Annotated in this window: 25 protein-coding genes; all 25 read right to left on the reverse strand. The window is 47.4% G+C overall.

The annotated features are described in order from the left end of the window. Positions 1 to 97: 97 nt before the first annotated feature. Positions 98 to 211, reverse strand: coding sequence for a 50S ribosomal protein L36 (gene rpmJ, locus BLP53_RS13000; protein ID WP_011478669.1), 114 nt, complete (start codon positions 209 to 211; stop codon positions 98 to 100). Between the two features lie 24 nt (positions 212 to 235). Continuing rightward, positions 236 to 454: a translation initiation factor IF-1 gene (infA, locus tag BLP53_RS13005; protein ID WP_091472878.1), complete on the reverse strand. Its 219-nt coding sequence runs from the start codon at positions 452 to 454 to the stop codon at positions 236 to 238. A gap of 2 nt (positions 455 to 456) precedes the next feature. Continuing rightward, on the reverse strand, positions 457 to 1,764 hold the full coding sequence (gene secY, locus BLP53_RS13010) for a preprotein translocase subunit SecY (RefSeq protein WP_091472881.1): 1,308 nt from the start codon (positions 1,762 to 1,764) through the stop codon (positions 457 to 459). A gap of 24 nt (positions 1,765 to 1,788) precedes the next feature. Next, positions 1,789 to 2,226, reverse strand: coding sequence for a 50S ribosomal protein L15 (gene rplO / locus BLP53_RS13015; protein ID WP_091472885.1), 438 nt, complete (start codon positions 2,224 to 2,226; stop codon positions 1,789 to 1,791). After that, positions 2,226 to 2,423 carry a 50S ribosomal protein L30 gene (rpmD, locus tag BLP53_RS13020; protein WP_091472888.1) on the reverse strand — a complete coding sequence of 66 codons (198 nt, stop codon included), beginning with the start codon at positions 2,421 to 2,423 and terminating at the stop codon, positions 2,226 to 2,228. The genes rplO and rpmD overlap by 1 nt, the downstream gene beginning before the upstream one ends. A 2-nt stretch (positions 2,424 to 2,425) precedes the next feature. Next, positions 2,426 to 2,935: a 30S ribosomal protein S5 gene (rpsE, locus tag BLP53_RS13025; protein ID WP_091472892.1), complete on the reverse strand. Its 510-nt coding sequence runs from the start codon at positions 2,933 to 2,935 to the stop codon at positions 2,426 to 2,428. Positions 2,936 to 2,950: 15 nt separating this feature from the next. Then, entirely contained in the window at positions 2,951 to 3,304 is a 354-nt protein-coding gene (rplR, locus tag BLP53_RS13030; protein ID WP_091472896.1) for a 50S ribosomal protein L18, read from the reverse strand. A gap of 55 nt (positions 3,305 to 3,359) precedes the next feature. Next, entirely contained in the window at positions 3,360 to 3,893 is a 534-nt protein-coding gene (gene rplF, locus BLP53_RS13035) for a 50S ribosomal protein L6 (protein ID WP_091472900.1), read from the reverse strand. A 12-nt stretch (positions 3,894 to 3,905) separates the two neighbouring features. After that, positions 3,906 to 4,301, reverse strand: coding sequence for a 30S ribosomal protein S8 (rpsH, locus tag BLP53_RS13040; RefSeq protein ID WP_091472903.1), 396 nt, complete (start codon positions 4,299 to 4,301; stop codon positions 3,906 to 3,908). Between the two features lie 14 nt (positions 4,302 to 4,315). Further along, complete coding sequence (gene rpsN, locus BLP53_RS13045) at positions 4,316 to 4,621, reverse strand: 30S ribosomal protein S14 (protein WP_176755300.1); 306 nt, start codon at positions 4,619 to 4,621, stop codon at positions 4,316 to 4,318. Between the two features lie 3 nt (positions 4,622 to 4,624). After that, entirely contained in the window at positions 4,625 to 5,164 is a 540-nt protein-coding gene (rplE, locus tag BLP53_RS13050; protein ID WP_091472911.1) for a 50S ribosomal protein L5, read from the reverse strand. Positions 5,165 to 5,172: 8 nt separating this feature from the next. Next, a complete protein-coding gene (gene rplX, locus BLP53_RS13055) occupies positions 5,173 to 5,490 on the reverse strand; it encodes a 50S ribosomal protein L24 (protein WP_091472914.1) in 318 nt (105 codons plus the stop codon). 15 nt (positions 5,491 to 5,505) lie between these two features. After that, a complete protein-coding gene (gene rplN, locus BLP53_RS13060; protein WP_018986269.1) occupies positions 5,506 to 5,874 on the reverse strand; it encodes a 50S ribosomal protein L14 in 369 nt (122 codons plus the stop codon). Positions 5,875 to 6,069: 195 nt separating this feature from the next. Further along, on the reverse strand, positions 6,070 to 6,324 hold the full coding sequence (gene rpsQ, locus BLP53_RS13065) for a 30S ribosomal protein S17 (protein WP_091472919.1): 255 nt from the start codon (positions 6,322 to 6,324) through the stop codon (positions 6,070 to 6,072). Continuing rightward, a complete protein-coding gene (gene rpmC, locus BLP53_RS13070; protein ID WP_091472922.1) occupies positions 6,321 to 6,515 on the reverse strand; it encodes a 50S ribosomal protein L29 in 195 nt (64 codons plus the stop codon). Before rpmC ends, rpsQ begins: the two co-directional genes overlap by 4 nt. An 11-nt stretch (positions 6,516 to 6,526) precedes the next feature. Beyond that, complete coding sequence (gene rplP, locus BLP53_RS13075) at positions 6,527 to 6,943, reverse strand: 50S ribosomal protein L16 (protein ID WP_018986272.1); 417 nt, start codon at positions 6,941 to 6,943, stop codon at positions 6,527 to 6,529. Then, positions 6,927 to 7,643, reverse strand: a complete 717-nt coding sequence (rpsC, locus tag BLP53_RS13080; protein WP_091472927.1) for a 30S ribosomal protein S3 — start codon at positions 7,641 to 7,643, stop codon at positions 6,927 to 6,929. Before rpsC ends, rplP begins: the two co-directional genes overlap by 17 nt. Before the next feature lies 1 nt (position 7,644). After that, positions 7,645 to 7,983: a 50S ribosomal protein L22 gene (gene rplV / locus BLP53_RS13085; protein ID WP_091472932.1), complete on the reverse strand. Its 339-nt coding sequence runs from the start codon at positions 7,981 to 7,983 to the stop codon at positions 7,645 to 7,647. Positions 7,984 to 7,993: 10 nt separating this feature from the next. Next, positions 7,994 to 8,269, reverse strand: coding sequence for a 30S ribosomal protein S19 (gene rpsS, locus BLP53_RS13090; RefSeq protein ID WP_091472934.1), 276 nt, complete (start codon positions 8,267 to 8,269; stop codon positions 7,994 to 7,996). A 5-nt stretch (positions 8,270 to 8,274) separates the two neighbouring features. Further along, positions 8,275 to 9,108: a 50S ribosomal protein L2 gene (rplB, locus tag BLP53_RS13095; protein ID WP_055827140.1), complete on the reverse strand. Its 834-nt coding sequence runs from the start codon at positions 9,106 to 9,108 to the stop codon at positions 8,275 to 8,277. 11 nt (positions 9,109 to 9,119) lie between these two features. Continuing rightward, the gene (gene rplW, locus BLP53_RS13100; protein ID WP_018986277.1) at positions 9,120 to 9,434 is read right to left on the reverse strand and encodes a 50S ribosomal protein L23; all 315 of its coding nucleotides are present in this window, start codon (positions 9,432 to 9,434) and stop codon (positions 9,120 to 9,122) included. Further along, the gene (gene rplD, locus BLP53_RS13105) at positions 9,431 to 10,057 is read right to left on the reverse strand and encodes a 50S ribosomal protein L4 (protein WP_091472938.1); all 627 of its coding nucleotides are present in this window, start codon (positions 10,055 to 10,057) and stop codon (positions 9,431 to 9,433) included. The genes rplW and rplD overlap by 4 nt, the downstream gene beginning before the upstream one ends. Continuing rightward, positions 10,057 to 10,707 (reverse strand): 50S ribosomal protein L3, encoded by a 651-nt coding sequence (gene rplC, locus BLP53_RS13110; protein WP_091472941.1) that lies wholly within the window; start codon positions 10,705 to 10,707, stop codon positions 10,057 to 10,059. The genes rplD and rplC overlap by 1 nt, the downstream gene beginning before the upstream one ends. Before the next feature lie 136 nt (positions 10,708 to 10,843). Beyond that, positions 10,844 to 11,152 (reverse strand): 30S ribosomal protein S10, encoded by a 309-nt coding sequence (gene rpsJ / locus BLP53_RS13115; RefSeq protein WP_018986280.1) that lies wholly within the window; start codon positions 11,150 to 11,152, stop codon positions 10,844 to 10,846. A gap of 60 nt (positions 11,153 to 11,212) precedes the next feature. Beyond that, positions 11,213 to 11,558 (reverse strand): elongation factor Tu (locus tag BLP53_RS13120; protein WP_483819048.1); only part of this gene is annotated, 346 nt, incomplete at its 5' end.

Here is an 11,558-nt window from a genome sequence, read left to right on the forward strand (position 1 = left end):
CAATAATCAATCGTGTATCACGATTAAACTTGTGCGTAGAAAAGAAAAGCCGCATATTATATCAGCAACCCTCATCCCTCACAAGAATGTTTTACCATTAACCTTGACGTTGTTTATGACGTGGGTCAGTACAAATAACACGAACAACACCGCGACGTCTTACGACTTTACAGTTACGGCACAATGTTTTAACTGATGCGCGAACTCTCATCTTACTTTCCTTTATTTAATTCACTTACTTTGCGCGGAATGTAATTCGCGCACGGGTTAAATCATAAGGGGTCATCTCCACAGTAACTTTGTCACCAGGCAGAATACGGATATAGTGCATCCGCATTTTTCCTGAGATGTAACCAAGTACTGTGTGACCGTTTTCCAGCTTTACTTTAAAAGTCGCATTAGGCAGATTCTCAACAATCTCGCCTTGCATTTCAATGCGATCTTCCCTCACCACTTTTACTTACCTTTAAAGTTTGCCTTCTTCAGCAAACCTTCATATTGCTGGGACATGAGATGAGATTGCACTTGCGTCATGAAATCCATCGTAACCACGACAATAATCAGTAGTGACGTACCACCAAAGTAGAATGGTGTATTAAATTTAAGCACCAGAAATTCTGGCAACAAACAGACCAGCGTGATATACAGCGCGCCGATCAATGTTAAACGACCCATAATGCGGTCAATATATTTTGCGGTTTGCTCACCTGGGCGGATACCCGGCACAAATGCGCCACTCTTTTTCAGGTTATCTGCGGTCTCTTTAGGGTTGAATACCAACGCCGTATAGAAAAACGCAAAGAACAGAATCGCAGCAGCAAACAACAAAATATACAGTGGCTGACCAGGCGACAGTTTCGCACTGACGTCCTTCAACCAATACATATGCTCACTACTCCCGAACCAGCCAGCCAAGGTTGCCGGGAACAAAATAATACTGGAAGCGAAAATCGGCGGAATCACACCAGCCATATTCAGCTTCAAAGGTAAATGGGTAGATTGCCCGCCATAAATGCGGTTACCCACCTGACGCTTGGCATAGTTGACCGTGATCTTGCGTTGACCACGCTCGACAAATACAACCAAAGCGGTTACCAGAATTACTGCCACAAACAAGAACATCACCAACGGAATGGAGAATGCACCTGTTTTGGCCAAATCCAAAGTACTGCCAATCGCATGTGGCAAGCCAGCCACAATACCGGCAAAAATGATAATGGAAATACCGTTACCAATTCCGCGTTCGGTAATCTGCTCACCCAACCACATCAAAAACATCGTACCGGCAACCAACGTTGTCACGGCAGTAATACGGAACGCAAAACCAGGATCCAACACCAGACCAGCTTGACCTTCCAGGGCAATTGCAATACCCAATGCCTGGAAAGTGGCCAACAACACAGTGCCATAGCGTGTGTATTTGGTGATCTGGCGACGGCCTGCTTCGCCTTCTTTTTTCAATTGCTCCAACTGTGGGGACACCACAGTCAGCAATTGCATAATAATGGAGGCAGAGATGTAAGGCATGATCCCGAGGGCAAACACGGTAAACCGTGATAATGCACCGCCGGAGAACATGTTAAACATACCCAGAATGCCATCCTTCTGTGTGTCGAATAACTGCTTCAACACAGTAGGATCAATGCCTGGCACTGGAATATGGGCGCCCAAGCGATAAACTATCAACGCCCCCAACAAGAACCACAAACGGCTTTTTAATTCGCCAAGTTTGCCTACGGAACCTAAGATATTATCCTGTGCCAAGCTGATACTCTCTTATGACAACAATTAAACTTCCAGCACTTTGCCGCCAGCGGATTCGATGGCTGCTTTGGCACCTTTGGTCAACAACAAACCTTGCACTTGCACTTTGGCAGCAACATCACCTGACAGGTAGACCTTCACTGCCTTTGCAGAAGCTGGTACCAATTTGGCTGCTTTCAATGCCAGGATATCGATCACTTCAGCATCAGCCAAAGCCAGCTCACTGGTGCGGATACGTGCAGTATCAGCTTGTGTCAAAGAATTAAAACCACGCTTAGGCAAGCGACGTTGCAAAGGCATCTGGCCGCCTTCGAAACCTACTTTATGGAAACCACCAGCACGTGATTTCTGGCCTTTGTGCCCACGACCACCAGTTTTACCCAAACCGGAGCCAATGCCACGACCTAAACGACGAGGTGCTTTTTTTGCGCCTTCTGCAGGCTTAATCGTGTTCAATTGCATTATGCTTCAACCTTTAAAAGATAGCTCACAGCATTGATCATGCCGCGATTTTCAGGCGTATCTTGCACTTCAACGGTATGGTGCATACGACGCAAGCCCAGACCACGTACAGACGCTTTATGCGCTTCAATACGACCAATCAAACTTCTTACCAACGTTACTTTTAAAGTAGCGTTCTCTTTTTTTGCTTTAGCCATGATTAACCTCTGATTTCTTCTACGGTCTTACCACGTTTGGCAGCAATTTCAGCTGGCGTATTCATGGCAGCCAGACCGTTCAAAGTCGCGCGAACCAGGTTGTAAGGGTTGGTAGAACCAATACTCTTAGCAACCACATTAGTAACACCCATCACTTCGAAAATAGCGCGCATTGCACCACCGGCGATGATACCAGTACCTTCGGAGGCTGGCTGGATCAGTACTTTAGCAGCGCCATGCACACCAGTCACCGCATGATACAAAGTACCGTTATTCAGGTTTACCTTCACCATGCTACGACGGGCTTCATCCATTGCTTTTTGTACAGCAACAGGCACTTCGCGTGCTTTACCTTTACCCATGCCAACGGCGCCATCGCCATCGCCAACCACTGTCAGCGCAGCGAAGCTCATAATACGACCACCCTTAACCGTTTTACTTACACGGTTAACGGTAATCATCTTTTCGCGCAAACCGTCAGTTTGCTGCTGTTGTTCAATATCTTTAGCCATTCTTTATCTCACCCATTAGAATTTGAGACCATTTTCACGGGCAGCTTCGGCCAAAGCCTTGATACGACCGTGATACTTGTAGCCTGAACGATCAAAAGCAACGTCAGTGATACCAGCCTTAACAGCTTTCTCAGCAATGCGTTTGCCAATCAAGGTTGCAGCGTCGATGTTGCCACCATTTTTGAGTTGTTGACGCACTTCAGCCTCAACTGTGGATGCACTCGCCAATACGCGATCGCCAGTTTCAGCAATGATCTGCGCGTAGATATTGGTATTGGTGCGATGTACACTCAAACGTGTAACTTTTAACTCGGCGATTTTGGCACGGGTTTTACGTGCTCTGCGCAAGCGGTTATTTACGTTTTTCATTGAATTTACCTTTAATGTTGATTCACTGTTCAGGCAATGCCTACAAGTGTCTTACTTATTTTTTCTTGGTCTCTTTAATGACCACCACTTCGTCTGCATAACGCACGCCCTTGCCTTTATATGGCTCAGGTGCACGGTAAGCACGAATCTGCGCAGCTACCTGACCAATCACTTGCTTGTTAGCGCCGGTCAAAATCACCTCTGTAGGTGTTGGTGTTTGCACAGTAATGCCTTCTGGCATTTTGTGGTTGATCGGATGGGAATAGCCCAATTCCAGGTTCAAGGTAGAACCTTGAGCGTTGGCCTTGTAACCCACACCAATCAGTGTCAATTTACGAGTAAAACCAGCTGAAACACCTTGCACCATGTTAGCTACCAAGGCACGTGTTGTACCTGACATCGCTCTTGCATGCTGTGTATCGTTGTTGGCTTTCACCAACAGCTGCTCACCTTCGCGCGCTACAGAGATATCTGCAGACAACGCCTGGCTCAATTTACCCAATGGACCGCTTACTGCGATCTCGGATGGAGAGATAACGACTTCAACCTTGGCTGGAACCGCAATCGGATTTTTAGCAACACGTGACATATTGAACTCCTCTTAGGCCACGATGCACAAAACTTCACCACCGATACCGGCAGCTTGTGCTTTACGATCAGTCATCACGCCTCTGGAAGTGGAAACGATGGTTACACCCAGACCGTTCATCACTTTAGGCATATGTTGACTACCTTTATAAATACGCAAACCTGGCTTGGACACACGCTCGATCTTCTCAATCACTGGACGACCAGCGTAATATTTCAGGCTAATGCTCAAAACAGGTTTACCTTCGTTGCTTTGAACGTTGTAATCTTCGATGTAACCTTCATCTTTCAATACGTTTGCAATCGCGCCTTTCAGCTTGGATGCAGGCATTGATACAGATGGCTTATTCGTACGTTGCGCGTTACGAATACGGGTCAACATATCGGCAATCGGATCACTCATACTCATGTTCTATTCCTCCGTTACCAACTAGCCTTGGTGACACCCGGCACTTGGCCAGCCATCATCAATTTACGCAACTCGTTACGTGCGATACCAAATTTACTGAACACACCACGTGGACGGCCAGTCAATGCACAACGGTTACGTGTACGCACTGGGCTGGAATTACGTGGCAAACTTTGCAACTTAGCGCGAGCAGCGATACGATCTTCAACGCTGGCAGACTGGTTGTTAATGATTTCAACCAGTTCAGCACGCTTGGCTGCATACTTTTTAACGGTTTCGCGACGCTTTTGTTCGCGTTCTGTCATACATACTTTTGCCATGACTTAACCTCTGAATGGGAAACTAAATGCAGCCAACAGTGCTTTTGCTTCTTCATCTGTTTTAGCTGTCGTGGTAATAGTGATATTCATCCCGCGCAATGCATCGATCTTGTCGTACTCGATTTCCGGGAAAATAATTTGCTCTTTAACACCCATGTTGTAGTTACCACGGCCATCAAAGGATTTTGCAGAAATACCACGGAAGTCACGAATACGTGGGATAGCCACAGTAATCAGACGGTCCAGGAATTCATACATACGCTCACGGCGCAGGGTGACTTTACATCCAACAGGATAATCATCACGGATTTTAAACGCAGCCACAGATTTCTTTGCCTTGGTCACGATAGGTTTCTGACCGGCAATTTTCTCCATATCGGAAACTGCGTTTTCCATGACTTTCTTATCAGCCACAGCTTCACCCACACCCATGTTCAGGGTGATTTTTTCGATACGTGGCACCTGCATTGAAGAGCTATACCCAAATTGCTCAGTCAATTTGGCAACCACTGTATCGTTGTAATACTGTTTTAAACGTGCCATATGTATTCCTATGCGTCGATAGACTCGCCGCTAGATTTGTAAATACGAATCTTGCGACCATCTTCCAGTACTTTAAAACCAACACGATCAGCTTTTTTTGTTGCAGCGTTGTAAATTGCAACATTGGAAATGTCTAACGGCATTTCCTTGCTGATAATGCCACCAGTAACACCACGCATAGGGTTAGGACGAGTGTGTTTCTTCACCACATTCAAGCCCTCCACCACTACATGGCCGCTTGGTAAAACGCTTAAAACAGCCCCTGTTTTACCTGCGTCTTTACCTGTATTCAAAATGACTTGGTCACCTTTGCGAATTTTGCTCATTTATCGTCTCCAGTCTCACAGCACTTCAGGCGCTAATGAAACGATCTTCATGAAGCGCTCGCTACGCAACTCACGTGTCACCGGGCCAAAAATACGTGTACCAATTGGCTCAAGCTTGTTGTTCAACAAGACTGCAGCATTGGCGTCGAATTTAACTAAGGAACCATCCGGGCGACGTACACCTTTGGCAGTACGCACAACTACAGCGTTGTAGATTTCGCCCTTTTTGACGCGACCACGCGGGGCAGCATCTTTCACGCTGACCTTGATAATGTCGCCAATGCTGGCATAACGACGCTTGGAACCACCCAAGACCTTGATACACTGCACGGAACGCGCACCAGTGTTGTCGGCCACTTCAAGCCGAGATTGCATTTGAATCATGAGAAATAATCTCCAACTTAATCCGTTATAACCACTACCAGCCGCTTGCTTGCACAATTTCGGCCAATAGACCACGGTCAGTATTGGGGTGCCAGCTACATGCCAACTAAGGCGGGCACCGAAAAGTCCAACATTATACAACCAGAAAAACGCTTATGACAAGCGCTTTTCCAGTTTTATATTTTGAAGCCTGAATCAGGCTCCGATTTTGCTTACTATCCAGGACTTGGTCTTGGAGTATGGGCGTGATTCAGTAATTGTGACCAGATCGCCCTCTTTACATGCATTGTTTTCATCATGTGCATGGAATTTGTTTGATTTGGAAACCACTTTACCAATCAGGGGATGTTTTACTTTACGCTCGACAAGCACAGTCACGGTTTTATCCATTTTGTTGCTCACCACGCGACCAGTCAAACTGCGCACTACTTTCGCTTTTTCAGTCATCATGCCTGTTTCGCCTTCTCAGCCAGCACGGTGTTAACGCGAGCGATATCCTTGCGCACTTTACCCAGCTGGTCTGCTTTGTTCAATTGTTGGGTTGCCAATTGCATACGCAGGGAAAACTGCGCACGACGCAACTCAACCAACTCATTGTTGAGCTCATCTGCTGATTTTGCTCTCAATTCTGAAGCTTTCATCTCACTACTCCTTAACTGCCAATTTGACGTGTCATGAATGTAGTTTCAACCGGCAACTTAGCAGCAGCCAATCTGAAAGCCTCGCGTGCCAACTCTTCGCTCACGCCATCCATTTCGTACAGCATTTTGCCTGGCTGAATCTGGGCGATGTAGTAATCCACGCTACCTTTACCGTTACCCATCCGTACTTCAGCAGGTTTTTTGGAAATCGGCTGGTCAGGGAATACACGGATCCAAACGCGGCCACCACGCTTAATGTGACGCGTCATCACACGACGGGCAGCTTCAATCTGGCGTGCAGTCAAACGACCACGGCCAATGGCTTTTAAACCAAATTCACCAAAGCTTACTTTGTTACCAGTTGTCGCAATACCTTTATTGCGACCCTTTTGCATCTTGCGATATTTCTGTCTAGCTGGTTGCAGCATCTTTAGCCCTCGGCTTTCTTACTTTTTTCTCAGGCTCTGCGTCAACAACAGCAGCATTTGCAGCAGCGTTGTCACCGAAGATCTCGCCTTTGAATACCCAAACTTTAATCCCGATAATACCGTAGGTGGTAGAAGCCTCTGCCACACCGTAGTCGATATCAGCACGCAGTGTATGGAGAGGTACACGGCCTTCGCGGTACCACTCGGTACGTGCAATTTCGATACCGTTCAAACGACCGGAACTCATGATCTTGATACCTTGCGCACCCAAACGCATGGCGTTTTGCATGGCACGCTTCATGGCACGACGGAACATCACGCGCTTTTCCAGTTGCTGGGCAATGGATTGCGCGATCAAAGTTGCGTCCAATTCTGGCTTACGCACTTCTTCGATATTCAGGTGCACAGGCACACCCATCAAGCCTTGCAAGGAAGAACGCAGAGACTCGATGTCCTCACCTTTTTTACCAATCACTACGCCTGGACGGGCGCTATGGATAGTAATTTTTGCATTCTTGGCTGGACGTTCAATCACGATACGGCTCACCGCAGCGTTTGCCAGTTTTTTGTTCAAGAACTCGCGTACCTTGATGTCACCTTGCAACATCGCAGGGAAGTTCTGGCTATTTGAGTACCAACGTGACGCCCAGTTTTTCTGAACGCTCAAACGGAACCCAATTGGATGAATTTTCTGTCCCATATTATTCCTTTGAGTCACCGACTGTCACATGAATATGACATGTTGGCTTCGTAATACGACCAGCGCGACCTTTTGCACGTGCACGGATACGCTTCATAACCAAGCCTTTATCAACGTAGATTGAAGTGACCTTCAATGCATCGATATCAGCACCATTGTTGTGTTCAGCGTTAGCAATCGCAGATAAAACCACTTTCTTGATAATCTCGGCACCACGCTTAGGCGTGAATTCGAGAATATTCAGTGCTTGATCTACTTTTTTGCCACGCACCAGATCGGCCACCAGACGCGCTTTTTGCGGAGAGAGGTGTACGCCTTTCAAAACTGCAGTAACTTGCATAATCAGACCCTTACTTCTTCGCTTTTTTATCAGCCGCGTGCCCTTTGAATGTGCGTGTCAACGCAAATTCGCCAAGCTTGTGACCAACCATGTTTTCAGAAATCAGCACAGGCACATGCTGTCTACCGTTGTGCACTGCGATGGTTAAACCAATAAAGTCAGGCAATACAGTCGAACGACGAGACCAAGTTTTGATTGGTTTTCTATCGCGGTTCGCTGACGCAGTTTCGACTTTTTTAGCCAAGTGAGCGTCCACAAATGGACCTTTTTTAATAGAACGTGCCATAGCGATTACCTTACATTTCTCGGACGACGACTTACGCGCATGTTATCAGTACGTTTATTCTTACGTGTACGATAACCCTTAGTTTTCTGACCCCATGGAGATACTGGGTTCATACCGGCAGCAGTACGGCCTTCACCACCACCGTGCGGGTGATCTACCGGGTTCATCACCACACCGCGCACGGTTGGGCGGATACCACGCCAGCGCATTGCACCAGCTTTACCGATAGAGCGCAGTGAGTGTTCTTCGTTACCCACTTCACCTAAAGTTGCCTTGCAGTCTACGTGTACGCGACGCACTTCACCGGAACGCAAACGTAACTGGGCGTAAGCACCTTCACGCGCCAGTAGCTGGACGGAAGTACCGGCTGAACGTGCAATTTGCGCGCCCTTGCCTGGCTGGATCTCGATGCAGTGAATCGTGCTACCGACTGGGATATTGCGCAAAGGCAATGCGTTACCAGCACGGATAGGCGCTTCAGAACCGCTGACCAATTGTGCACCGGCAGCAATGCCACGTGGCGCAATGATGTAACGGCGCTCACCATCCGCATAGCACAGCAACGCAATGTTTGCCGTACGGTTTGGATCGTACTCGATACGCTCAACAGTTGCAGGAATACCATCCTTGTTACGACGGAAGTCGATCACACGGTAATGCTGCTTATGACCACCACCTTGATGGCGGGTTGTAATGCGGCCATTGTTGTTACGGCCTGCATTTTTACTTTGACTTTCCAACAGCGGCGCGTAAGGTTTGCCTTTGTGCAAATCTGGTGTAACAACTTTCAATACACCACGACGACCGGGGGAAGTTGGTTTGACTTTAACTAATGCCATGTCTTCTCTCCTTATTCGCCAGCTGCAAAGTTAATTTCTTGACCTGGCTTCAAGCTTACATAAGCTTTTTTCCAGTCACTACGCTTACCCATACGACGACCAGCGCGCTTTACTTTACCTGCGACGTTAATCACAGAGACAGAAGCCACCTCGACCTTGAACACCAGTTCAACAGCCGCTTTAATTTCTGGCTTGGTCGCATCAGTACGCACTTTGAATGCGATCTGCTGATGTTTATCAGCAATGAAGGTCGCCTTCTCGGTAATTTGTGGTGCCAAAATCACTTGCAATAAACGATCTTGTGTTTTAGTTGCTGCGGTAATCATGCCAAGATCTCCTCAAGTTTTTTCACCGCACCAGCAGTTACCAAAACGTTAGGGAAGCGAACCAGGCTAACTGGATCAGCAAATTCCGCTTCAACGACTAAAACGTTAGGCAGGTTACGGGAAGACAAGTACAAGTTCTCATCAAAACCATCTGTCAACAGCAACACACCGCCGTCGATACCCAGAGCATTGATCTTTTGTACAAACTGTTTTGTTTTGGGAGTGTCAATGCTAAAGCTATCAACCACCTTCAAACGATCCTGACGAACCAACTCAGACAAAATAGTCTGCATGCCAGCACGGTAAGCCTTACGGTTTACCTTGTGGCTGTAGTTTTCATTAGGGCTGTTTGGGAATGCGCGACCGCCTCCACGCCAGATCGGGCTGGATGCCATACCGGCACGGGCGTTACCAGTCCCTTTTTGTGCGAATGGCTTATGTGTCGTGTGAGCAACGGTTGCACGTGTTTTTTGTGCACGGGTCGCAGTACGGGCATTTGCCATATAAGCAACCACCACTTGATGCACCAGGGACTCATTGTACTCACGACCGAAAGTAACATCAGACGCGTCTACGCCTTTTTTAGCTACCTTGCCGTTTTGATCGATTAATTTCAGTTCCATTATTTAGCCCCTTTCGCTTTGATGGCTGGACGTACAACGACATTGCCACCTTTGGAGCCAGGTACGGAACCTTTAATCAACAACAGGTTACGCTCTACGTCTACACGCACGATTTCCAGGTTTTGGGTAGTGACTTTAGCGTCACCCAAATGACCAGGCATGCGCTTGCCAGGGAATACTCGACCTGGATCCTGCGCCATACCGATAGAACCTGGTACGTTATGCGAACGGGAGTTACCGTGAGAAGCACGGTTAGAGGAGAAGTTATGACGCTTAATTGCACCGGCAAAACCTTTACCGATGGAAGTACCCGTCACGTCCACCAACTGACCAGCAGAGAAAATATCAACAGTGATATTGCCACCGACCTGGAAGTTAGCCAGAACATCTTCAGCCACATTGAATTCTTTGATACCAGCACCAGCTGTTACGCCAGCTTTGGCAAAGTGACCAGTCAACGCTTTGTTGATACGGCTGGCGCGACGCTCACCGTAAGCAACTTGCAGGCCTGTATAGCCATCCGTTGCGACTGTCTTAACTTGTGTCACGCGGTTAGGGATCACTTCCAGCACCGTCACAGGAATGCTTGCGCCTTCATCTGTAAAAATGCGGGTCATGCCCACCTTGCGACCAATAAGCCCTAAGCTCATGATCAGTTCCTTATAATAGTTAAATGGACGATTACAATTGACCGTCCACCGAAAAGCGCGGATTATACCGGACTATTCTTGAGTTGACAATAACCTTTTCTTTTGAAAAGATTATTTCCAAATTTAAATCTTGCAATTACAGCTTGATTTCTACATCCACACCCGCTGGCAGATCCAGTTTCATCAGCGCATCAACGGTCTTGTCTGTTGGATCAACGATATCCATCAAACGCTGGTGCGTACGGATTTCGAACTGGTCACGGGAAGTTTTGTTCACGTGCGGTGAACGCAGGATGTCAAAGCGCTCGATACGTGTTGGCAAAGGCACTGGACCTTTTACCACTGCACCAGTACGTTTTGCAGTATCCACAATCTCCAAAGCAGATTGGTCGATCAAACGATAATCAAATGCTTTCAGACGGATACGAATTTTTTGAGCTGCCATGTTTTTTCCTTTAAAGAGCAAAAGCGGCAGGGATCTCCTGCCGCTTGTTTGTTGAATCAATTACTCGATGATTTTGGCGACGACGCCGGCACCAACGGTACGACCACCTTCACGAATCGCGAAACGCAGACCATCTTCCATCGCAATCGGAGCAATCAATGTCACAGTGATAGATACGTTATCACCTGGCATCACCATTTCGGTACCTGCTGGCAATTCAACCGCACCAGTCACGTCAGTTGTACGGAAGTAGAACTGTGGACGGTAACCGTTGAAGAATGGTGTATGACGACCACCTTCATCTTTACCCAACACGTAGATCTCAGCTGTGAACTTGGTGTGTGGCTTGATGGAACCGGATTTAGCCAGAACCTGACCACGCTCAACTTCTTCACGCTTGGTACCG

Source organism: Methylophilus rhizosphaerae (genome assembly GCF_900100975.1).
Taxonomy (GTDB): domain Bacteria; phylum Pseudomonadota; class Gammaproteobacteria; order Burkholderiales; family Methylophilaceae; genus Methylophilus; species Methylophilus rhizosphaerae.

Bases quoted from the DNA above. Each gene is read 5' to 3' on its own strand.
- rpsJ (WP_018986280.1), bottom strand. From the start codon at position 11,152: ATGGCAGCTCAAAAAATTCGTATCCGTCTGAAAGCATTTGATTATCGT.
- rplR (WP_091472896.1), bottom strand. From the start codon at position 3,304: ATGAAAAACGTAAATAACCGCTTGCGCAGAGCACGTAAAACCCGTGCC.
- rplD (WP_091472938.1), bottom strand. From the start codon at position 10,057: ATGGAACTGAAATTAATCGATCAAAACGGCAAGGTAGCTAAAAAAGGC.
- rplN (WP_018986269.1), bottom strand. From the start codon at position 5,874: ATGATTCAAATGCAATCTCGGCTTGAAGTGGCCGACAACACTGGTGCG.
- rpsH (WP_091472903.1), bottom strand. From the start codon at position 4,301: ATGAGTATGAGTGATCCGATTGCCGATATGTTGACCCGTATTCGTAAC.
- rpmC (WP_091472922.1), bottom strand. From the start codon at position 6,515: ATGAAAGCTTCAGAATTGAGAGCAAAATCAGCAGATGAGCTCAACAAT.
- rpsE (WP_091472892.1), bottom strand. From the start codon at position 2,935: ATGGCTAAAGATATTGAACAACAGCAGCAAACTGACGGTTTGCGCGAA.
- rpsC (WP_091472927.1), bottom strand. From the start codon at position 7,643: ATGGGACAGAAAATTCATCCAATTGGGTTCCGTTTGAGCGTTCAGAAA.
- rplF (WP_091472900.1), bottom strand. From the start codon at position 3,893: ATGTCACGTGTTGCTAAAAATCCGATTGCGGTTCCAGCCAAGGTTGAA.
- rplO (WP_091472885.1), bottom strand. From the start codon at position 2,226: ATGCAATTGAACACGATTAAGCCTGCAGAAGGCGCAAAAAAAGCACCT.
- rplW (WP_018986277.1), bottom strand. From the start codon at position 9,434: ATGATTACCGCAGCAACTAAAACACAAGATCGTTTATTGCAAGTGATT.
- rplX (WP_091472914.1), bottom strand. From the start codon at position 5,490: ATGAGCAAAATTCGCAAAGGTGACCAAGTCATTTTGAATACAGGTAAA.
- rplV (WP_091472932.1), bottom strand. From the start codon at position 7,983: ATGCAAGTTACTGCAGTTTTGAAAGGCGTACACCTCTCTCCGCAAAAA.
- rplP (WP_018986272.1), bottom strand. From the start codon at position 6,943: ATGCTGCAACCAGCTAGACAGAAATATCGCAAGATGCAAAAGGGTCGC.
- rpmD (WP_091472888.1), bottom strand. From the start codon at position 2,423: ATGGCTAAAGCAAAAAAAGAGAACGCTACTTTAAAAGTAACGTTGGTA.
- rpsQ (WP_091472919.1), bottom strand. From the start codon at position 6,324: ATGATGACTGAAAAAGCGAAAGTAGTGCGCAGTTTGACTGGTCGCGTG.
- rplC (WP_091472941.1), bottom strand. From the start codon at position 10,707: ATGAGCTTAGGGCTTATTGGTCGCAAGGTGGGCATGACCCGCATTTTT.
- rplB (WP_055827140.1), bottom strand. From the start codon at position 9,108: ATGGCATTAGTTAAAGTCAAACCAACTTCCCCCGGTCGTCGTGGTGTA.
- rpsS (WP_091472934.1), bottom strand. From the start codon at position 8,269: ATGGCACGTTCTATTAAAAAAGGTCCATTTGTGGACGCTCACTTGGCT.
- rpsN (WP_176755300.1), bottom strand. From the start codon at position 4,621: ATGGCAAAAGTATGTATGACAGAACGCGAACAAAAGCGTCGCGAAACC.
- rpmJ (WP_011478669.1), bottom strand. From the start codon at position 211: ATGAGAGTTCGCGCATCAGTTAAAACATTGTGCCGTAACTGTAAAGTC.
- rplE (WP_091472911.1), bottom strand. From the start codon at position 5,164: ATGGCACGTTTAAAACAGTATTACAACGATACAGTGGTTGCCAAATTG.